This window comes from Ensifer sp. 1H6 (genome assembly GCF_001976035.1).
Lineage (GTDB): Bacteria > Pseudomonadota > Alphaproteobacteria > Rhizobiales > Rhizobiaceae > Ensifer > Ensifer canadensis.
Genome location: NZ_MOAI01000057.1, coordinates 1 through 20,455 on the forward strand (window position 1 = coordinate 1; position 20,455 = coordinate 20,455).

Below are 20,455 nucleotides of genomic sequence, written 5' to 3' on the forward strand. Positions count from 1 at the left end.
GCCACCGGCGCTCCTCTCCCCTGGCCGGCGCCCGAAAGCCTGCTGTTGAAATTCATCGCCCATCACCTCTGGGACCCGGCTAAGCGTGCCGAAGATAAAAGCCATGGCATGCCGGCAGAGGTGGAAACGACGCTGAGCGAAAACAAGGTCGCGCGGCCCGGCTGATCACCTGAAAGCGCCGGTCATGCCGGCGGAGGCGTGTGGTCCTGGACGTCCGGCCAGAGGCACCGCTGGAGCAGAACAAACACTGCATGCAGTAAGCTGCAGAATCGCAATGGGCTCAGGTCTGGAGGTTGTCCGCCGACATCTTGCCGGACTTGCGGTCTTTCACCAGCTCATAGGTAATCTACTGGCCGTCGTTGAGTCCGCGTAGACCAGCTCGCTCCACCGCGGAAATGTGGACGAACACATCAGCAGTTCCGTCATCCGGCTGGATGAAACCGAAGCCTTTTGTTGTGTTGAACCATTTTACTGTACCGGTTGCCAAAGTATCCTCTTTTGATCATCGTCCTGTCGGACAGATAGGCTCGAATGACACTGGTGCGCTCACATTAGTAGACGGTTCCGGCGTCAACGGAAAGTCATGCGAGCTGCCGTGTCTTGGCCGAACGCAGCCAACAGCCGGCGGTCCTGCTATATCGCGTCTATCCCACCGGACCTAAATTCCGGGTCTTGGTTGATTACCTTTGCTGTAAGCACGGTAGAGCCGACGTATTATGGCTGCAAGAACAGACGCGCTTATTGCGCCGATGCGCCTAATCCCAGGACAGCTGATCCTTCGGAAGCCGACCACTTGGGTCATGTGCCTGCACTTTATGCGGCAGGCTGGGGCCCCAGTTCCAAAGCACCAGGTTTCGATCTCCCTCTTCGGAGCCAGGCGCAAAACTGGGTACTATGATGCCTGCCGTACCCCTCGCCTTCAGTCGATCGTATATCGACCAGGATGGGGGCCTCCTTCCTTCGGAAAGCGCGGTGGCCCAACTGCAGGCCATTTCCTCCACCGAAACACTATTCGCGGCCCGACCAACGTCAGAAGTAAGGTCCGCGATGTCATCACAGTCGACATCGTAGGAACAAAGTACGCAGGGGTCGATACGATGAGCAAATCCTTGATTGGCTTCCTTAATCGCCGTCATGACACTGAGGCCGAGATAGAGAGCCGACACGCCTTTTGGGTTGAACCGCGCGCCCCTTATAGCCGCGCCATCTCCTGAAACCGGTTTGAAAGCCCAGCGTGGATCGTGCGCACGGTAACAATTGCCCACAAACCTCAAGCGAAGCCCCCTAGGGCCATATGATCGAGGTAATCTCGCACCGCCGCGGCCTTGCCGTCTTTTACGAGAGCCTCGGGCGTACGCCCGCCAAAAGCTGGTAGAGGTTGAGCCCGGTACCAAGCCATTGCTTGCTCCTTACCACCGGCCCAATCTGAGACGCGACTGATAATCTCCAGCATTTCCCGAAGGCGACTCTGCGTTTTCGCGCCCAGGCTACGCTCGCTTCTATACAGCGTTTCGCGGGCTAGGCCCGCCGTCTCGGCCAACTGGCTCTTAGACATGCCGAAGCCGGTTGCGACCCGTTCCACAGCGATCTTTCCCGAGCGATCCATATAGGACAGGACCAGGGGACCGCTTTGCTCTAGAGATTTCAGAACCTGAGGCATGATCATTCCGCCATATCGAGTAACTCATTTATTGTGCAAAATATATGACTCTATTGGCGACAACGCAAGCGACTACGACAGATTCGCCGGGGTAGCGAGAAGCTTCAGGTTGCTGCCCTCCAAAGAGCCGTTCGCTAGGCGCTTCGAGCAATCACCGGGTTCGCCCGCAATAGAGCCATCAGCACCGGTCCGAGCGAAAACTCCCCTCGCCGCGCCTTATCCGTCAGATTGCGAAGATTACCGCCGGCCGAGTTGATGTGCCCTGCCCTCTCGAGAATGCAGGCCACGCGCCGCGCCCTGGAAGAGCGGCTGCGGCGCCTCGCGAATGCCGGAAATCGCGAAGTGCTTCTCGAGGAACTGGCGGCGAGCCGTAAACGCTGGGCGAAGCTCCCGGTGCTGGATAAGCGCTCTGCCGATGAGATTTTGGGGTATGACGAAAACGGCCTTCCCAACTGATGGTCATCGACACATCAGCAATTGTTGCGATCGCGTTCAACGAACCGGACGCAGAAACCTACGAGCAAAAAGTAGTCGACGCTCCGCGGCGTTTCATTTCAGCTGCGACAATTCTTGAACTGTCCATCGTGATCGAGGCTCGCCTCGGCGAGGCGGGCGCTGCCGAGCTCGATCTATGGCCCTACAAAGCGGGTGTCGAAGTCGTCGCTGTCGACGCGGAACAGATTGCTATTGCAAGACGTGCCTGGCGCAACTTTGGCAAGGGCCGGCACCCGGCGAGCCTGAATTTTGGGGACTGTTTTTCCTATGCGCTGGCCAAGTCGCGCAACGAGCCATTGCTCTTCAATGGTGACGATTTCTCGCGCACAGACATAGAGGCAGCATGACAAACGACGAGCGGGGTCGTCGCACACAAACGGTGAGCGGAGCCCCTAGCCCGGGGTCGATCGCGCCGACCGTTCAAAAATCGAGGGCGGCGTTGTCGACCACTTCCTTCATCACGAAGAACGTCCTTGTCTGGCGGACGCCCGGCAGCGCGATCAGCTGCGTCCCGTGGATCCGATTGAAATCGGCCATGTCACCCACGCGAATTTTCAAGAAGTAGTCGAAGTCGCCGGCAACGAGATGACAGTCGAGGATGAACTTCAGCTTCTCGACCGCCTTTTCAAATTCGCGAAAACTCTCCGGCGTCGAGCGATCGAGCACCACGCCGACCATGACCAGCGCGCCGCGATCGACCTTCTGCGGCGCCACAAGCGCACGCACATTGCTGATGTAACCTTCCTCGAACAGCCTCTGGGTCCGTCGGTGGCATGTCGCAGCACTGACATCGACCATTTGCGCCAGCTCCGCATTGGTCAGCCGGCCGTTCTTCTGCAGCAGGCGCAGCATCTTGAGATCGATACGATCGAGTTCACCTTGCATGGAAGAATCTTCCTTATTTGTCGTGATATGCGGATGCAATCTGTGATCTTATGCAATCTGCCGGGGCAAATGCAAAATCTTTGCATGATATTAGAGAGCACCTTCCACGTGATGGGTGGTAGCGTTTCCTGACTTTCAAAACAGAAGGAAGGGAACAACATGTTGGAAAAATTCGAACGTTACCCGCTCACCTTCGGGCCGACGCATATCGAGAAACTCGACCGGCTCTCGGGCCATCTGGGCGGTCAGGTCGAGATCTACGCCAAGAGAGACGACTGCAATTCCGGCCTCGCCTTCGGCGGCAACAAGCTGCGCAAGCTGGAATATATCATTCCGGATGCGCTCAGCTCCGGAGCCGATACGCTGGTGTCGATCGGAGGCGTTCAATCGAACCACACGCGCATGATCGCCGCCGTTGCCGCCAAGATCGGGTTCAAATGCCGGTTGGTGCAGGAGAGCTGGGTGCCGCACGAGGACGCCGTCTACGACCGCGTCGGCAACATCATGCTCAGCCGTATCATGGGCGCCGAGGTCCAGATGGTCGATGAAGGTTTCGACATCGGCATCCGCCAAAGCTGGGAGGCTGCGATCGAGGACGTGAAAGCGCGTGGCGGCAAACCCTACGCCATCCCCGCCGGCGCCTCCGTGCACAAGTTCGGTGGGCTCGGCTATGTCGGCTTTGCCGAGGAGGTGCGTGCGCAGGAGGAAGAGCTTGGCTTCAAGTTCGACTACATCGTCGTCTGCACCGTCACCGGCTCGACCCATGCCGGCATGCTGGTGGGCTTTGCCAAGGACGGCCGCCAGCGGCAGGTCATCGGCATCGACGCCTCGTTCACCCCGGCGCAGACAAAAGCACAGGTTCTCGACATTGCTCGCAGGACCGCCGAACTGGTCGAGCTCGGCACCGATCTCACCGAAGAGGACGTGGTGCTGCTCGAGGATTATGCCTATCCGGTCTACGGCGTGCCCTCCGACGAGACCAAGGCGGCGATCCGGCTTTGCGCCCGCCTCGAGGGCATGATCACCGACCCCGTCTATGAAGGCAAATCGATGCAGGGCATGATCGATCTCGTTCGCAAGGGCTATTTTCCCGAGGGATCAAAGGTTCTTTATGCCCATCTCGGCGGCGCCCCAGCGCTCAACGGCTACGGCTACACCTTTCGCAACGGCTGATATCTCCGCCGGCCGCCGGGTATCTCGATCCAGCGCTTCGAACGCTACGGCCGGGCAGGACTGTCCGGCCGTGGACAAGAGGACATCAATTCAGGCGAGAGCGCGATCGACCGCCGCAAGCCCATGCAGTTCGGTGGTGTCGAAAACCGGAACGGGGCTGTCGGCTTGGGAGATCAACAGCATGATCTCGGTGCAGCCCATGATGATCGCCTGGGCGCCGCGTTCCACCAGTCGCTGAATGACCTGACGGTAAGCGTCGCGCGACGCGTCCTCGACACGGCCGACCACGAGCTCCTTGTAGATAATGTCGTGGACGGTTTTCCGGTCCTCGTCGCCGGGCACCAGAACGTCCAGCCCGTGCCGTTCGATCAGCCGCCCCTTGTAGAAATCCTGCTCCATGGTGAAGGCCGTGCCGAGCAATCCGACGCGGCTGAGGCCGAGCGCCTTGATCTTCTCCGCCGTCGGGTCGGCAATATGCAAGAGCGGAATGGAGACGGCTGCGGATACAGCATCGGCCATCCGGTGCATGGTGTTGGTGCAGATCACCAGGAAATCCGCGCCTCCGGCTTCAAGGCGGCGGGCAGCATCGGTCATTTCGCCCGTCAGGGCCGACCAGTCGCCAATATGCTGCAGCCGCTCGATCTCACCGAAATCCATCGACCACATCAGGCTCTTGGCCGAGTGCACGCCGCCCAGGCGCGCCCGGACTTCCTGATTGACGATACGATAGTATTGGGCAGAGCTTTCCCAGCTCATGCCGCCGATAAGTCCCATGACCTTCAATGCGCTTGTCCTTCCCGATTGCGAGCAAACCTAAAGCTCGGCGATCCTAATTTCTGCCACATCCGCCGCCGCACAAGCAACACACGCTAATGGATCTCGTGCCAGAGCTCCGCCCCGCAGCGTGGACAAGGCGGCACCATTTCGCCCGGAGAAAGCTTGAGGACTTCTGCGCACTGCACGCAGGCAAGACGGCGTTTCTCCCGAACGGCGGATCCGGACCGGAACTGCGTCGGCTTGCTGACGTCCCAGGGTGGCTCGATCAACAGCCCCTGCCTGGTCGACGGCTCATCGAAGGTGAAAACCGACAGCAGCCCGTTGGTTTCGAAATAGGCGGCCCGCACCTGTCCGAGATGCCGCACCTGCTTCAGGCGGAGCTGCTCGAACAGCTCGTCGTGGCCAACGTTCAGCCGCGTCAGCGCCTTCCAGAGGATTGCGCCATCGCGCACCACCTCGACGCTGACGCCCTCGATCACGTCCTCGAGCTTTCGGTTGCGAGCAACGATGTAGCTCAACGACTTGTCCAGCAGCACGACCACGGTGATGACGACCATGCAATGGACGAGCGGGACGTCGGGATAGAACATCGCATCGCCAACCGCAGAGCCAAGCGCGATCACCAGCAGGAACTCCACCAGCGAGAGCTGGCCGATCGACCGGCTGCCGATCCATCGGATCAGGAACAGCGTGTAGGCGTAGATGATCAGCGTCCTCAGCGCGATCTCGAGCAGGAAAAGCGGCGGCTCGTCGCCGATCATCATCCTGCCGAGATCGAAAGCCACGAACGGCTCATTCATGGGAACACTCCTCCACAAGGCGCCGGGAGGCGCTGACGGTTGCTCGTTTCTATCTGTAGCGCTGGATGAGAAAGGCGAGAGCGAAGTGCGGCCCGGGCGCGTGCGGCGTCATCGCCGTCCCGAACTTTTTGCCCCAACGATTGAACCAAAGCCGACACGAGGCGTTTGCCTATCAGTGCAACCACAACGTCAGGAGACCCGCAGATGGATTGGAATCGTGTTGAAGGCAACTGGAAGCAGTTCAAGGGCAAGGTCAAGGAACAGTGGGGCAAGCTCACCGACGACGACCTCGATCAGATCGCCGGCAAGCGGGATCAGCTCGAAGGCAAGATCCAGGAACGCTACGGCATCGAAAAGGACCGCGCTCGCCGCGATATCGACGAATGGTATGGACGTCAGCTCTGACCGTTCAACGATTTCAGAAACCCCGCTCCGGCGGGGTTTTTTTCTGAGAGCACGACGGAAATGGAACTTTGTCAGGCCAGCCGGGTTGTTGGCGTGGCCGCAACAGTGACCGCATCATGACCCCAGGGAGAAATCCGACAACGATGGGAAGACCCGTGCAAGAGAACCGGCCCGTGGCTCAAAGAGACGTGGTATACGGCTGGAGCAAGATCTATGATCTGACCGAATTCATCCGCGCCTATGATCTGCCGCCGCTCGAAGCCCGGCCCTTGTTTGAGAAATATGGCCCGTCGCGGCAGGCCCTGGATGCCGCCATGAAAGCACGCAAAAGCTGTACGTGAGAGCATCTTTCGAAGACCGGAGAACCCCTGCAAGGAGAAAGAATGCGGCTCTTCCAGTGTAGCGCCTGCGGTCAGACGATCCATTTTGAAAACCGCAGCTGCATGCGCTGTGGATCGACCCTCGGGTTCGATCCAGACGATGTGGCGATGCACGCGCTGGTGCCACTCGACGACGGACTGTGGCAGGTCCACGGCGGCGGATCGCGGACCTTTCGCTTCTGCGACAATGCCGTCATCGATGTCTGCCATTGGCTGGTGCCGGCCGATCAGCCCGATCGCTACTGCGTCGCCTGTCGTCACAACACCATCGTGCCGACAATCGACGGCGTCGGCCTTGAGCGCTGGCGCAGAATAGGCCTGGCACAGCGTCATCTGTTCTATTCGTTGTTGCGCTGGCGGCTGCCGCATCCCACCCGCGAGCAGGATCCGCAGAACGGGCTGGCGTTCGAATTCCTCGCCGACACCGTCGATACCTACGGCAACACCGTACCTGCCCGAACGGGCCACAAGAATGGAATGATCAGTCTGCGCGCCTCCGAGGCGGAGGACGTCGTTCGCGAAAGCGTGCGAGTATCGATGAACGAGCCTTACCGCTCGCTGCTCGGGCACTTTCGCCACGAGATCGGTCACTTCTACTGGCAGAAACTCGTCGCTGACGAGGCGACAAGGATCGAGGCGCGCGCACTGTTCGGCGATGAGACACAGGACTATGCGGCAGCACTGCAACGCCACTACTATCAAGGCCCTCCCGACGACTGGCAGGAACGGTTCATCAGCCCCTATGCGAGTGCCCATCCGTCAGAGGATTTCGCCGAGTGCTGGGCCCATCTCTTCCACATCGTCGACGCCTTGGAGACCGGGCGCGCCTTCGGCATGGTCCTTGATCCGATCGGGCATGATACGCTCGAGGCCGAAATCCCCTTCGATCCCTATCGGGAGCCGAGCGCAGGCGTGCTTGTCGAGGCGTGGGTGCCGCTCAGCGTTGCGCTCAACGCCATCCAGCGGTCGATGGGCCAGCCCGACAGCTATCCCTTCGTCCTGTCGCAGCCGGTTATCCAGAAGCTGGATTTCATCAATCGGCTGATCCTCGGCGCCGCCACTTCGAGCCGGTAAAGGCCTCCGGATTTGAGGCTGGGGCGTGATCACCGAGCCGGGTTGGACAGAATGCAAGCGGAACAAAATCCCATCGCGCCGCGTTGCCCTGCGTTAGCAAGCGCTTGCGGAGGGAATTATGAGCGGCGCAGAAGCATTGGCGGCAGCGCTGGCGGGAGCAGCGGGATCGCAGACGATCGAATCGAGAGCTGTCCTCGACAGCCTTCCGATCGCGATCTACACCACGGATGCGGCCGGGGTCGTCACCTATTTCAATCGCGCTGCGGCGGAGTTGGCGGGACGCGAACCACGCCTCAATGCGGACCGCTGGTGCGTCTGCTGGCGCCTGCATCGACCTGACGGCACGGTGCTGCCGACCGATCAATGCCCGATGGCCGAGGCGCTCCTCAGCAAACGCGCCGTTCGTGGCGAGGAATTGATCGCCGCGCGTCCCGATGGGACAATGGTGGCGGTGGTTCCTTACCCGACACCGATCTTCGATGCCGAAGGCGAGATGATCGGCGCCGTCAATGTCCTCATCGACATCGGCAAGCGCAAGGCGGCGGAAGAGGAACTGCGCGCCAAGACCGACCGCATTCAGGCGCTCGATCGCATCTCCAGGCTTTTAGCCAGCGACCTCGATATCGAGCATATCGTCCAGACCGTGACCGACAGCGCCACGGAACTCAGCGGCGCGAAATTCGGTGCGTTCTTCTACAATGTCGTCGACGAGACCGGTGAGCATTTTCAACTCTTCACCCTGTCCGGCGCACCGCGGGAAGCGTTCGAAAAATTCGGCCCGCCGCGCAAGACGGCAGTGTTCGCGCCGACCTTCAACGGCGAAAGGGTCGTGCGCAGCGACGATATCCGCAAAGACCCGCGCTACGGGTTGAGCGAGCCGCATCTCGGCATGCCGCCGGGGCATCTGCCCGTTGTCAGCTACCTCGCCGTTCCGGTGATCGCCCGCTCCGGGGCCGTGCTCGGGGGATTGTTCTTCGGCCATGACGCACCGGGTGTCTTCACCCACGATTCCGAGGACATCGTCGTTGCCATCGCCGCCCAAGCGGCCATCGCCATCGACAACGCTCGACTGCTTGCCGACAGCCAAAAACAAAGCGAAAGCCGCCGGATTGCCGAGCTTTCCGCCCGCCATCTCGCATCGATCGTCGAATCCTCTGATGATGCCATTGTCAGCAAGGACCTGAACGGCGTCGTCACCAGCTGGAACAGGGGCGCCGAGGCACTGTTCGGATACAGCGTGCAGGAGATGGTGGGAACCCCGATCATGCGCCTCATTCCGAAGGGCCATGAAGACGAGGAAATGCAAATCCTAGACCGGATCCGCAAAGGCGAACGCGTCGATCACTATGAAACGAGACGGCAACGCAAGGATGGCACCCTCATCGACATATCGCTGACGATATCGCCGATCCTCGATAACGAGGGGCGTGTCGTCGGCGCTTCGAAGATTGCCCGCGATATCAGCGAACGCAAGGCAGCCGAGCTGGTGCTTTCCGAGCGCCTGCGCGAGCAGGCTTCGCTCTATCAGTTTACCGAGCGAGTGCACCGTGCGCGGTCGATCGCCGCCGTCTATGAGGCTGCGCTCGACGCCATTCAATCGGCGCTGCGCTGCAGCCGGGCATCGATCCTGCTCATCGACGAGACCGGCACCATGCGTTTTGTCGCCTCCCGCGGACTTTCGGAACGCTATCGCCTCGCCGTCGACGGCCACACGCCATGGAGCGCGGAGGCGCAGGATCCCAACCCGATCTTCATCGAAGATATTGGCCTGGCCGACATCTCGGATGAGTTGCGCGCAGCCGTTCGAACCGAAGGCATCGGCGCTCTCGGCTTCATTCCGCTGGTCTCGGCAGGCCGACTGATCGGCAAGTTCATGACCTACTACGACACGACGCATCACTTCGCCGCTTCCGAGGTCGACCTCGCTCAGACCATCGCCCGCCAGCTGAGCTTCAGCGTGCAGCGCATCCGGACCGAAGAGGCGAGACGGCGGGCCGAAGATCTGCTGCGGCACAACGAGGCAAAGGAGCGCGCCAGGGCGACGGAGGTGCTCGCGCTCATGGAAGCGGTCCCGGCGCCGATCTGGATTGCCAGGACCCCAGATTGTCGGGTCATCAGCGGCAACAGAAGCTCGTTCGAGCTGCTGCGGCTGCCGCCTGAGAGCAATCCCTCCCTCTCGGCACCGCCCGGCGAACGGCCCGCGCACTTCAAGGTCTATTCGCAAGACAGGTTGCTTTCGCCGGACGAATTGCCGGTCCAGCGGGCGGCACGCGGCGAAGAGGTGCGCAGCTTCGAACAGGAGATCCGCTTTGACGACGGCACGTCCCGGCATCTGCTAGGCAATGCCACGCCGCTGATCGACGCCTGGGGCATACCGCAAGGCGCAGTTGCCGCTTTCGTCGATATCACCGAGCGCAAGGAGACCGAACAGGCGATGCGCGATGGCGAGCGGCGGCTGCAGATGGCGCTCGAAGCCGGCCGGATGGGGGCTTGGGAATGGAACTTCGACACCGGCAAGGTGATCTGGTCGCCGGGCCTCGAAGCACTTCACGGGCTAGAGCCGGGCAGTTTCGGCGGCACGCTCGACGACTTCAAGGCGGACATCCACCCTGATGATCTCGCCATGGTCGAGCTTGAGATCCAATCCGCCATCGAAAGGCGCGAGGACTACCACACATCCTATCGCATCCGCCGCCCCGATGGATCCATTCGCTGGCTGGAGGCGTTCGGCCGTTTTCTGCAAGGCGCAGGACCCTCCTCGCTGCGCCTCGCCGGCGTCTGCATGGACATTACCGAACGCAAGGACGCCGAGGCGCAGCGCAATCTGCTGGTTGCCGAACTCAGCCACCGTGTCAAGAACACGCTCGCGACCGTCACCTCGATCGCCCGCCAGTCCTTCGCCATGACCCCCGACCGCAAGGAGGCCGAGCAATCGTTTCATGCGCGCATCCGGGCTCTCGCCCAGACGCATACCCGGCTCGCGGAAGCAACCTGGGCCGGCGTTTCGCTGGAAACGATCCTTTGCGATGAGCTTGCGCCCTACAAGAACGAAAACGCCGGCAACGTCTCCTTCGGCGGACCGGCGATCATGCTCTCGCCACGGCACGCTCTGGCCCTTGGCATGGCGGCCCATGAGCTCGCAACCAACGCCGCCAAGCATGGCGCGCTTTCGGTGGAAAGCGGGCATGTCGACGTCAGCTGGAGCCTGGATCGGGCCAACAAGGCGCTTCACATCGACTGGTGTGAAACCGGTGGTCCCGTAGTCGCCCCGCCTTCCAGAAACGGTTTTGGCCGGCTGCTGCTGGAACGCGTCGTCGGCTCCGACCTCGGCGCCGACGTCGAACTGGATTTTGCAAAGAGCGGTTTGAGGTACACGATCCACATGCCCTACGCCGCAGGTGCTGAACGATGAATGGCGGACAACGGAGCGTCTTTGTTGTCGAGGACGAGTATCTGCTGGCGATACAGATCCAGGACGACCTGCAGGCCGCGGGTTTCGATGTTATCGGCCCCTTCACCAGCCTGCGCAGTTCGATCGCCGCGGCAAAGCGGGAGACACCGCAGGCAGCGACGCTCGATGTCAATCTCAACGGTGAGTTCGTCTATCCCGTGGCAGACGAGCTGCTGGCCCGCGGCGTTCCGGTGCTGTTGCTGACCGGCTACGCCGCCTCCGACCTTCCCGAGCAGTATCGCAACCTTCCCCGCCTTTCCAAGCCGTTCAACAGCCGGGACCTCATCCGCACAGTTGAGGGCCTGCTGGCCGGCAAATGATCACGACCCAACTCAGGTCGCACGCCTCTTCGCGCGCGCGGCGTATTGGAGGAACCGCAGCAGGCGATCCTCCTCGGCACGCAACAGGTTGCTTTGCCTTGGCCGTGCCTCAAGCCGCCGCAGGTTGATTTTGCCCTCCCTATCGGCAAGGGCGATGATATCAGGGTGAACATAGCTCTTGCGGCAGACAGCTGGGGTGTTGTGCAACACGTCGGCCGCCGCCTCGCACATCCGCTTGACCGAGGGGCGCCGCTCCTCCGCCAGCGCCAGGCGCGCCTCGGTAAAAGCGGCGACGCTTCCCGCCCAGGTGCGAAATGTCTTGGCCGAGATCGGTGCACCGGAGATGTCGGCGAGATAGCGATTGAGCCGACCGGAATCGATCGGATGCAGATCACCGTTCGCGTCCCTGCTGACGAAAAGCTGGCGTCCGGGCAGGTCGGCAATATCTTCGAGCAACCGTTGCAGCCGCGGACTACGCAGCCGGCGAACGACACGCTTGCCGCCCTTGCCCATGAAGCGAAGCTCGATGCCCTCATCGCGCAGCTTGAGATGCCGTTTCAAAAGCGTCGTTGCGCCATAGGTGCCGTTTTCCTCGACATAGGTGGCGTTGCCGACGCGCAGGCTCGCCTGATCGAGCAGTGTCGAAAGGGCGGCGAGCACGGTGCGAGCATCGTCAAGCGGCCCATCCATATGGCGGCGAAGGGTCCGGCGAATTTTCGGCAGGGCAGTGGCGAAGTCGATCAACTGATCGAACTTGGCGTGATTGCGCATTTCCTGCCAGGCATCATGGTAGCGGTACTGCTTTCGCCCGCGCGCATCGAAGCCGGTCGCCTGCAGGTGGCCGTTCTGCTTGGAACAGATCCAGACACGCTCATAGGCGGGTGGCAGGCCGAGCGCTGCAATACGCGCTCGGGTGTCCGGATCCTTGAGGGTCGAGCCGTCCGGAAGGCGATAGCTGAAGCGCTTTCCCTTCCGGTAGCGCCTTATGCCCGGATCGGCGTCGGTCACGTAGATGAGGTCGGGTTCCATCGACGCGGGTGACAAGATTTACGCCACCGTCAGATCCGTCCCAGGAGCAGGAGGATCAAGAGAACGACGACCAGAACGCCGAGTATGCCCGATGGGCCATAGCCCCAGTTGGTCGAATGCGGCCAGCTCGGAAACGCACCGATCAGCAGCAGAATCAATACGATAAGCAGAATGGTTCCAAGCATGGCTCCACCTTCCCTAATGCGTTGTAACGTGTTGGGAAAATGCGGCGGAGGCGCATTGGTTCCGTCGCCCGTGCAGCAGCCAAGACGCAACGAGCCGCGACCGTCCCAGTGTGACCGCCATCGGCATGCTCCCTGCACCTCTCGTCCCGATGCGAATTGCGCAGCGTTTGGAACCGAACCGTTCTCTCGCGAATTGTAGCCAGACCACAGGTCCATCGACGAGGGAGGAACGGGACCCGAATATGCTTGATCGAACAGGTGATAAACGACAGGACTTCGATGAAGACAGCTGGTGGACCGTGCATCGCGGCGACAGTCCCGTCGTCGCTACGGCGATACACGACGGGCACGGCCTGCGCGCCGATCTGCGGTCGCTGATAGCCCTTGCCGATGAAGAGCGCCTGCGGGAAGAGGATCCCTACACCGCCTTTATCATTCAGGACTTGGTGAACCGGGTGATCGTGCATCGCTCGCGCTTCGAGGTCGATCTCAACCGTGCCCGCGACGGCGCGGTATATGTCGACCCCTTACAGGCCTGGGGGCTTACGGTCTGGCGAGACGCGCTTCCTCATGAACTTCACGAGGGCTCACTCGTCTTGCATGACGAATATTATCGCATGCTGCGATCGATGCTGCTGTCGATCGAGCGGCGGCATGGCAGCTTCGTCGTTCTGGATGTGCACAGCTACAATCATCGGCGCGGTGGGTCGACCGCCACACCCTCTGATCCCGAAGGTGCGCCCGAGATCAACATCGGCACCCATTCGATGAACCGCGACCGTTGGGCCGATGTGCTCGCGACACTGCTCGACACCTTTCACCGCTTCGAATTTCAGGGCAGGCGTTTCGACGTTCGCGAGAATGTCGCGTTTCAGGGGCGCGGCGAACAAACGCGTTTCATCCATGAGTACTTTCCGCAGACGGGCTGCGCGATCGCCATCGAGTTCAAGAAATTCTTCATGGACGAATGGACCGGCGAGCCGGATTTCGAGGTGCTGGAGGCATTGCGCGCGCTAGTGGCATCGACTGTGCCTGATCTCGTCAAGGCGCTGGATGCGCGCCGATGAAGAGCGCAGCGACGCCAAGGGATCACACGCCCGGGATCATCAGGAAGCCGGGCACCGGGCACCAGATGATGTGTGGCTCGGCGAGGTGATCGCCTGCCTTGAGGCCGGCAAAGCGGTGCGGCGCGAATTTGCCGAGGGCGGGCGCCTGCACATCGACCGACCGCTGCCCTTTCTCTGCGTGTTTATCGCCGAGGCGAAGCAAGCCGTCGTGGCACGCGAGATCACCCAGTCCAACGCCTCCTACCTGATGGCACCCGACGCCGCGGCGGCTGCCGCTGTCATCGAGGCAGTCGGAAGCGCGCTTCGACAGCGTCTCGGCGCTTTCTTCGTGCTCGAATATGGCGAACTCGAACGGGACGAGGCGCCCGCCAAGGACGCGCCCTATCTGCCGCCTTTCACGATCGAAGTCACCGCTGGCGAGGACCCGGCTGCTGAGGCCGCCGCGAAAGCCTTCCTCGGCTCCGTCAGCACGATCGAAGGCAAATTTCGCACCGCCCACATGGACCTGCTGTCGCCACCGCCGCAAGACGCCAACGGCAAAGCGCTGACGGCGTTCCCCCACATCAGTGTGCGATTTGCGCCGATCTATCGCGAGCCGGGCACGCGACGGATCTACCCGGAACTAAGAGAACGCCTGATTGCCAACATCTTCGATGCCGGTCTCAAGGCGCTGGCGGCAGCGACCCAATGCGCGACGGACACGCGCGTTTCGACGCACCGGGCCTTCGGCCGTAAAACCTTCGTCGAGACGGTGGCCCGCACCGACCGCGCCATAGACGAGATTGCCTCAAGTTTCGATTTCCTCCTGGCGGTAACGCCGATCAACGCCGATGCGGCCTGGGCGGAGTTTGTTTCGAGCCGATACGAAGTCGGCCCGCGGCTGCTCTATCGGCCGCTGACACTTGAAGTCGAGGCCGCAAAGAAGAAGCTTTTTTCGATCAGCTTCGAGCATCTCGAGGACCCGTTGCTCTACGCGCTCTATCGCCAGAAACAACAGGAGCTCGACCTGCAGCTTTCGATGATCTCGGCCCGCGAGAGCCGCACATTCGTCGAATTCGGCCGGGCGCTCTATGGTCCGGTGGAGGCTAAACTCCTCGACGTCGCCACCGATATCCTGGTGCAGACACAAAAGCGGACCGGCAAGCCCGGACAAAAACCGGCGGCTGACAATGTGGATTGCGACTACGTTCGCAACCGGGCGCAAACGATGGTTTCGGCCTATAAGCGGCAATATGCCGATTTCACCGCCTCGGTGGAGCTGCGCGACGACATTCCCGCCGGATTGCTGGTGTCGAGGAGCCAGCTGTTGATTTCGCGCAGCACGGCCATGAGCCGGCACCGCGTCGAGGCCCTGCTCAATCACGAAATCGGCGTGCACCTGCTGACCTATTTCAACGGCTCGGCGCAGGGGCTGCGGCTCTTCCGCTCGGGCCTCGCAGGCTACGAGGGCATGCAGGAAGGGCTTGCCGTGTTTGCCGAATATTTGAGCGGCGGCATGACGCTGGGGCGCCTGCGGCTGATTGCGGCGCGCGTGATTGCCTGCGCGGCGATGTTGAACGGTGCGCTTTTCCCGGAGACCTATCGGCTGCTCGTCGATCAGCATTGGTTTCAGCCTTCAGACGCCTTCAACATCGTCCTGCGGATCTATCGCGGAGGCGGGTTGGCGAAGGACGCGATCTATCTGCGCGGGCTTCTTCAGCTGCTTGCCCATCTGGCCGCAGGCGGCAGTCTTGAACCCTTCTGGATGGGCAAGATCGCCGCCTCACATTTCGCAGCCATGCAAGAGTTGAGCTTGCGCGGCTTGCTGGGTGCGCCGGCGGTGCGCCCTATATTTCTGGATGACGCCCATGCACGTGCCCGGCTGGACCGGGCGCGTGGGGGAATAACCCCGCTCGACATGGTCGCAGAGTAGGAGATCCGATGCGCATAGCCTTCTTCGTCAACTCGATAGACTCCGAGACAGCGTCCTACACGACGACGGCGCTGGCGCTTGCCGCCCTCTCCCGCGGGCATGAAATCTGCTACGTCACCCCGGCGGATTTCATCCTGCGGCCCGACGACAAGCTGATGATCCGGGCGCGCAGCCTCAACGGTACGAAGCCGAAAAAGCCGGAAACGTTCATTTCGGCTTTGAAAGCCGACGATGCGAAGATGAGCGTCGTCGACATCAGCGAGATCGATGTGCTGTTTCTGCGCAACGACCCGTCCGAAGATGCGGAAGGCCGGCCGTGGGCCGCCAATGTCGGCGCCAACTTCGGGCGCCTCGCCTCGGAGCGCGGCGCGATCGTCGTCAACGATCCCTCCGGTCTGTCGCTTGCGCAGAACAAGCTTTACTTTCAGGATTTCCCCCGGGCCGTGCGCCCGACGACGCTGATTTCGAAGAACATCGAAGAGATCCGCGCGTTCATCGACGATCATCGCGACGGCGTCATCCTCAAGCCCTTGCAGGGCTCAGGCGGCAGGAATGTCTTCAAGATAAAGTCGAGCGAGGAAGCCAACCTCAACCAGATCTTCGAGGCCGTCAGCGAGATCGGCTATCTCATTGCCCAGAGCTACCTGCCAGAAGCCACGGCAGGCGATATCCGGCTTTTCCTGATGAACGGCCGCCCGCTCGTTCGCGACGACGTCTATGCCGCTTTTCGACGGGTTCCGGCCAAGGGCGAGGTGCGGTCCAACATCCACGCGAGCGGCACCGCCCAGGCGGCAACCATTACCCCGGCCATACTGGCGATTGCTGAAAAGCTGAGGCCCAAACTGATCGACGACGGCATGTTCCTGGTGGGCCTGGATATCGTCGGCGACAAGATCCTGGAGATCAATGTCTTCACACCCGGTGGTCTGCAATCCATTCGGGCCCTGCATGCGATCGATTTCGCCGAAGAGATCGTGATTGCCCTGGAAAACAAGGTAGCCATTCGCGAGGCCTATGGCGGCGCCCTGTCCAACCGCGCGTTGGCGACGCTCTGACATGGCCTTCACATCGCCTGGCCGACCAGGAGACGAGTTCCGCAGCAGCGGGACCTACAGCGCCGCGCGTCTTATTAGACGCGCAAAGGTCGCTGTAGCACTTTGAATTGCTGCATGTTTTTATCCCTAAATCGAAGGATTTAGGGAAACATGCAGTGGTATCACTCCTGGCGCGACGCCAAGAGCTTGTCGATGCGCATGCCGTCCATGTCGATGATTTCGAAGCGCCAGTCCTGGAAGTCGAAGGTTTCGCCGACATGCGGAAGATGGCCGAGGATCTGCAGTGCAAAGCCGGCAATGGTGTGAAAATCGCCCTCCGGCCGGTCATGAATGCCGAGCCGCTCAAAAGCGTCGTGCGCCGACATCAGCCCTTCAATCAGCAGCGAACCATCCGCGCGGTGACGATGTCAGGATCGCTCGCCTCCGTATCCGGCAGGTCGCCTGCAATCGCCTCCAACAGGTCGGTCTGGGTGATGATGCCTTCGAGGCTGCCATATTCGTCGACGATGATCGCCAGACGGACGGGCGCGGTCTTGAAGGTTTCGAGGACACGGAAGACGCGCGCCGATTCGTGCAGCACCAGCGGCTCTCGCATCGCCTTCATCGGATCGAGCGTCTGGCCGTCGAGCAATTGATCGAGCAGATCCTTCTTCAGCACCATGCCCAAGGGATAGTCGATGCCGCCTCGGCCGATGAGCAACTGCTCATGGTGACAATCCCTGACGGTGCGCAGGATTTCCTCCCGCGTGTCGTCTGCATCGATCCAGTCGATTTCCATGCGCGGGGTCATGAAATCGGAAATCCGGCGGTCGCCGATGTTGAAGATCCGTTCGACCAGTTCCTGCTGGGCAACATCGAGGAGACCGGCCTCCTGGCTTTGGGCGACAAGCAGCTTCAGTTCGGTGGGCGAATGCATCGACGCCTCGCCGGTGCCGGGCCGCAGACCGACCAGTCGAAGCACGAGATTGCCGAGGCCGTTGAGAGCCAGAATCGCCGGACGCAACAGAAACAGGAAAAATCCGAGCGGACGCACGACCGCAAGGGCCGTTCCCTCGCTGCGCTGCAGCGCCAGGCTCTTCGGCGCCAGTTCTCCGAGCACGATATGAAGCGCGGTGATGATGATGAACGAAATCGCGACCGCGATCGCATGCGAACCGAACGAGGCCCATGCCATCGGCAGGCCGCTCAACAGCGGCTGGATCAGATGCGCCAGAGCGGGCTCGCCCACCCAGCCGAGCGCCAGCGACGATATGGTAATGCCGAGCTGAGTGGCGGCCAGGTTGGCGTCGAGATTGTCGACGGCATGCTGGAGCGCACTGGCGTTCATTCGCCCCTGTGCCACCAATTCGGTCACGCGGCTGCGGCGGACGGAAACCAGCGAGAATTCGGCCGCAACAAAAAAGCCGTTGGCGGCAACGAGCAGAAATACGGCCAGTATCCCGAGATAGTCGAACATACTGCCATCCGAGCCGGACATGGTCTCCCTTCGGGCGCGTCGCGCCTCGCATTGTTGAAAATGCGATCAGCCTAACATGCTCTTGCCGTACACGTCAGACGGGACGCAGGCGATCTTTGTGACTTCGCCCGCATCCCGGAATGCGCCCGGACGGCCCTGTCGGCCGGGCGTATCGCTTCGTCCTAGTTGCCGCCTTCAAGATTCTTGAGCGCCTCCAGATCCGCATGCGAAACGAACTCGCAGGCGAGCAAGGTCTTGCCGGGAATGGCTTCGCTTTCGCGGGCAACGATCGACACGATGCCCATCTCCGCTGTCGGCTGTTCGGCATCGGGCAGAACCCGTGCATAGCCCTTGGTGGACGTGCCGAGAATGCTGCTTTTTTCGCGCTCCAGCTGGTAGCGGGCCGCCAATTCGTCCGCACGCGCGCCTTCGATCAGCACGCCGACGGAGCTGCCGGCGAAGATAACCTCATTCGTCTTAAAGCCATCACGCCCGATGTCGGACGGCAGCTTGTAGACATAGGCCGTCAGCAGCGACGTATCGGGTTTCACCAGCTTCTCGGCGGCGTCATAGAACTCGGTTGCCGATTGCATCGTGTAGGGCGGGTTGCAGAGGGCGCCGTCATAAAAGGCCGCGACATCTTCGGATGCAAAGGCTGCGGGCACGCCTGAAACGGCGAGGACGGCAAGGGCAGGCAGAAAAACTCTTGAAAACAAAATCATGACTCCAATTGCCCGCGAGGTTACTTCCCCGCTCGGCTGACGGCTGATCGACAGTTGTACACATGGCGCAACACCGAAAGGGATACAACAACTTGTCATGGCAGATCACGACAATCCCGCACGCAGCAGGCGTCGATTCGGCGGGTCAAACCGTCGCAGCGACCGGGGACGCGGTCACCCTGCCGCTCCGGACGGCCATATCTCGCAGAAGCATCGAAGCGGCCTTGCTCCCGCACGACATCGTCCTAACTTGCCAACTATCGGTTGCCGGCGAGACTACGCGGTCGAACGGGCAAAATCTTTTACGCGGGAGCACACATGACATCTCTTGAACCCCGTCTGACTGAGCTTGCCCATGGCGGAGGATGCGGCTGCAAGCTTGCGCCCTCGGTTCTGCAGCGGCTTCTCGCCAATCAGCCGGCCATGCAGCCCTTCTCCCAGCTTCTCGTCGGCAACGAGATGGCGGACGACGCGGCGGTCTGGCAGGTCGACGACCACACCTGCATCATCGCCACCACCGATTTTTTCATGCCTGTGGTCGATGACCCGCATGATTTCGGGCGCATCGCCGCAACGAACGCGATCTCCGACATCTACGCCATGGGCGGCAAGCCGATCCTGGCGCTTGCGATCCTTGGGATGCCGATCAACAAGCTTTCCCCCGAGACGATCGGCAAGATCCTCGAAGGCGGCGCCTCGATCTGCGCGCAGGCCGGCATCCCTGTGGCAGGCGGGCATTCGATCGATTCGGTCGAACCCATCTACGGCCTTGCCGTCATCGGCATCTGTCGCCCGGAACAGGTGCGGCGCAATAGCGGCGCGAAGCCGGGGGATGCCTTGATCCTCACCAAGGGCCTTGGCGTCGGCATCTATTCCTCCGCCTTCAAGAAGAAGGCGCTGCCGCGGGCTTGTTATGAGGAGATGATCGCCTCGACGACCCTTCTCAACCGGATCGGGTCCGAGCTTGCCGCCGATCCGCATGTGCATGCGCTGACGGATGTCACCGGCTTCGGTATTCTCGGTCATGGGCTCGAAATGGCCCGCGCGTCCGGCTTGACCGTGTCGCTCTCCCTCGCGAACATTCCGTTCCTGTCGCAGGCCGAAACGCTTTCCCGAGAAGGCTTCATCACCGGCGCGTCGGAGCGCAACTGGGCGAGTTATAGCAGCGAGATCAAATTGCCCGATGGTATGGCGGACTGGCAGCGTCTTTTGCTCGCCGACCCGCAAACATCAGGCGGACTTCTGGTGGCCTGCGATGCCGCCAGCGCTGACAGTCTGGTCAAGACGATCCGGGACGCTGGCTACCCGCTCGCCAGCATCGTCGGCTACACGCAACCTGGCCCCGTGCAGGTGGAGGTTCGCGCCTGAGTGAAAAGGGGAGATGGAACAACCGGCCGCAGCATCCCGTTGGTAGAGCAACGCTGAAGGAGGTGGCATGAAAGAGGCCGCCCCCGCTGAGAGAACGGATCAGTGAGATGCCAATGATGATCGAGGGACAGTCACGCTTCCGGCCTTTCGGCTTACCTTATTGGGGTTTCGAAGATCTCAACAAGGGAGTTGGAAGCATGACTGCCTCTTATGATTACCATATCGGCGTCGACTACCACAA

19 protein-coding genes and 5 pseudogenes are annotated in these 20,455 nt (G+C 61.3%); 13 read left to right on the plus strand and 11 right to left on the minus strand.

What is annotated here, in order from left to right; genetic code table 11:
• Positions 1–126: pseudogene (locus tag BKP54_RS36970) on the plus strand (integrase); the annotation flags it as partial.
• A 154-nt stretch (positions 127–280) separates the two neighbouring features.
• Here BKP54_RS36970 and BKP54_RS33825 read toward each other — a convergent pair.
• From BKP54_RS33825 to repC, 4 genes and pseudogenes are all read right to left on the minus strand, one after another.
• A pseudogene (locus BKP54_RS33825) lies at positions 281–487 on the minus strand (cold-shock protein).
• 268 nt (positions 488–755) lie between these two features.
• Positions 756–1,274 (minus strand): RES family NAD+ phosphorylase, encoded by a 519-nt coding sequence (locus BKP54_RS33830; protein WP_084815645.1) that lies wholly within the window; start codon positions 1,272–1,274, stop codon positions 756–758.
• The gene (locus BKP54_RS33835) at positions 1,271–1,660 is read right to left on the minus strand and encodes an antitoxin Xre/MbcA/ParS toxin-binding domain-containing protein (protein ID WP_025429740.1); all 390 of its coding nucleotides are present in this window, start codon (positions 1,658–1,660) and stop codon (positions 1,271–1,273) included. Before BKP54_RS33835 ends, BKP54_RS33830 begins: the two co-directional genes overlap by 4 nt.
• A gap of 134 nt (positions 1,661–1,794) precedes the next feature.
• Positions 1,795–1,947 (minus strand): annotated as a pseudogene (repC, locus tag BKP54_RS33840) (replication initiation protein RepC); the annotation flags it as partial.
• Here repC and BKP54_RS33845 point away from each other — a divergent pair.
• Positions 1,943–2,116, plus strand: a pseudogene (locus BKP54_RS33845) (type II toxin-antitoxin system VapB family antitoxin); the annotation flags it as partial. The pseudogenes repC and BKP54_RS33845 sit on opposite strands and share 5 nt — an antisense overlap.
• Complete coding sequence (locus tag BKP54_RS33850; protein ID WP_025429739.1) at positions 2,116–2,502, plus strand: type II toxin-antitoxin system VapC family toxin; 387 nt, start codon at positions 2,116–2,118, stop codon at positions 2,500–2,502. The pseudogene BKP54_RS33845 and the gene BKP54_RS33850, both read left to right, overlap by 1 nt.
• 73 nt (positions 2,503–2,575) lie before the next feature.
• Here the strand turns inward: BKP54_RS33850 and BKP54_RS33855 are convergent, their stop codons facing one another.
• A complete protein-coding gene (locus BKP54_RS33855; protein WP_025429738.1) occupies positions 2,576–3,040 on the minus strand; it encodes an Lrp/AsnC ligand binding domain-containing protein in 465 nt (154 codons plus the stop codon).
• A gap of 159 nt (positions 3,041–3,199) precedes the next feature.
• Here BKP54_RS33855 and BKP54_RS33860 point away from each other — a divergent pair, with 159 nt between their 5' ends.
• Complete coding sequence (locus tag BKP54_RS33860; protein WP_057223834.1) at positions 3,200–4,213, plus strand: 1-aminocyclopropane-1-carboxylate deaminase; 1,014 nt, start codon at positions 3,200–3,202, stop codon at positions 4,211–4,213.
• Between the two features lie 90 nt (positions 4,214–4,303).
• Here the strand turns inward: BKP54_RS33860 and BKP54_RS33865 are convergent, their stop codons facing one another.
• Together BKP54_RS33865 and BKP54_RS33870 are read right to left on the minus strand one after the other, a co-directional pair.
• Positions 4,304–4,996 (minus strand): aspartate/glutamate racemase family protein, encoded by a 693-nt coding sequence (locus tag BKP54_RS33865; protein WP_198956909.1) that lies wholly within the window; start codon positions 4,994–4,996, stop codon positions 4,304–4,306.
• An 86-nt stretch (positions 4,997–5,082) separates the two neighbouring features.
• Positions 5,083–5,790, minus strand: a complete 708-nt coding sequence (locus BKP54_RS33870) for a YetF domain-containing protein (RefSeq protein WP_084815648.1) — start codon at positions 5,788–5,790, stop codon at positions 5,083–5,085.
• A gap of 204 nt (positions 5,791–5,994) precedes the next feature.
• Between BKP54_RS33870 and BKP54_RS33875 the strand changes: the two genes are divergently transcribed.
• The 5 genes from BKP54_RS33875 to BKP54_RS33890 all read left to right on the plus strand — a co-directional run bounded on the left by BKP54_RS33875 (position 5,995) and on the right by BKP54_RS33890 (position 11,420).
• A complete protein-coding gene (locus tag BKP54_RS33875; RefSeq protein ID WP_025429734.1) occupies positions 5,995–6,195 on the plus strand; it encodes a CsbD family protein in 201 nt (66 codons plus the stop codon).
• Positions 6,196–6,350: 155 nt separating this feature from the next.
• Positions 6,351–6,536, plus strand: coding sequence for a hypothetical protein (locus tag BKP54_RS35600; RefSeq protein ID WP_128090568.1), 186 nt, complete (start codon positions 6,351–6,353; stop codon positions 6,534–6,536).
• Positions 6,537–6,578: 42 nt separating this feature from the next.
• Positions 6,579–7,649, plus strand: a complete 1,071-nt coding sequence (locus BKP54_RS33880) for a putative zinc-binding metallopeptidase (RefSeq protein ID WP_084815649.1) — start codon at positions 6,579–6,581, stop codon at positions 7,647–7,649.
• Positions 7,650–7,767: 118 nt separating this feature from the next.
• Positions 7,768–11,061, plus strand: a complete 3,294-nt coding sequence (locus BKP54_RS33885; protein WP_084815650.1) for a PAS domain S-box protein — start codon at positions 7,768–7,770, stop codon at positions 11,059–11,061.
• Positions 11,058–11,420: a response regulator gene (locus tag BKP54_RS33890; RefSeq protein ID WP_057205942.1), complete on the plus strand. Its 363-nt coding sequence runs from the start codon at positions 11,058–11,060 to the stop codon at positions 11,418–11,420. The genes BKP54_RS33885 and BKP54_RS33890 overlap by 4 nt, the downstream gene beginning before the upstream one ends.
• 12 nt (positions 11,421–11,432) lie before the next feature.
• Here BKP54_RS33890 and BKP54_RS33895 read toward each other — a convergent pair whose 3' ends face one another.
• Together BKP54_RS33895 and BKP54_RS33900 are read right to left on the minus strand one after the other, a co-directional pair.
• Positions 11,433–12,449 (minus strand): DNA topoisomerase IB, encoded by a 1,017-nt coding sequence (locus tag BKP54_RS33895; RefSeq protein WP_082571756.1) that lies wholly within the window; start codon positions 12,447–12,449, stop codon positions 11,433–11,435.
• A 29-nt stretch (positions 12,450–12,478) separates the two neighbouring features.
• On the minus strand, positions 12,479–12,634 hold the full coding sequence (locus tag BKP54_RS33900) for a DUF3309 family protein (protein WP_082523479.1): 156 nt from the start codon (positions 12,632–12,634) through the stop codon (positions 12,479–12,481).
• A gap of 242 nt (positions 12,635–12,876) precedes the next feature.
• Here BKP54_RS33900 and BKP54_RS33905 point away from each other — a divergent pair, with 242 nt between their 5' ends.
• From BKP54_RS33905 to BKP54_RS33915, 3 genes are read left to right on the plus strand one after another with little or no spacing between them, the layout of a single operon-like run.
• Positions 12,877–13,701 (plus strand): N-formylglutamate amidohydrolase, encoded by an 825-nt coding sequence (locus BKP54_RS33905; RefSeq protein ID WP_057205936.1) that lies wholly within the window; start codon positions 12,877–12,879, stop codon positions 13,699–13,701.
• Positions 13,688–15,613 (plus strand): flavohemoglobin expression-modulating QEGLA motif protein, encoded by a 1,926-nt coding sequence (locus tag BKP54_RS33910; protein ID WP_084815651.1) that lies wholly within the window; start codon positions 13,688–13,690, stop codon positions 15,611–15,613. Before BKP54_RS33905 ends, BKP54_RS33910 begins: the two co-directional genes overlap by 14 nt.
• 8 nt (positions 15,614–15,621) lie before the next feature.
• A complete protein-coding gene (locus tag BKP54_RS33915) occupies positions 15,622–16,668 on the plus strand; it encodes a glutathione synthase (RefSeq protein ID WP_025429726.1) in 1,047 nt (348 codons plus the stop codon).
• A 161-nt stretch (positions 16,669–16,829) separates the two neighbouring features.
• On the opposite strand, the pseudogene BKP54_RS33920 reads toward BKP54_RS33915, so the two are convergent.
• Both BKP54_RS33920 and BKP54_RS33925 read right to left on the minus strand, forming a co-directional pair.
• Positions 16,830–18,145: pseudogene (locus tag BKP54_RS33920) on the minus strand (hemolysin family protein).
• A 161-nt stretch (positions 18,146–18,306) separates the two neighbouring features.
• A complete protein-coding gene (locus tag BKP54_RS33925; RefSeq protein ID WP_225968553.1) occupies positions 18,307–18,789 on the minus strand; it encodes a hypothetical protein in 483 nt (160 codons plus the stop codon).
• A 375-nt stretch (positions 18,790–19,164) separates the two neighbouring features.
• On the opposite strand from BKP54_RS33925, the gene selD reads away from it, so the two are divergent.
• On the plus strand, positions 19,165–20,214 hold the full coding sequence (gene selD, locus BKP54_RS33930; RefSeq protein ID WP_057205926.1) for a selenide, water dikinase SelD: 1,050 nt from the start codon (positions 19,165–19,167) through the stop codon (positions 20,212–20,214).
• Positions 20,215–20,455 lie beyond the last annotated feature (241 nt).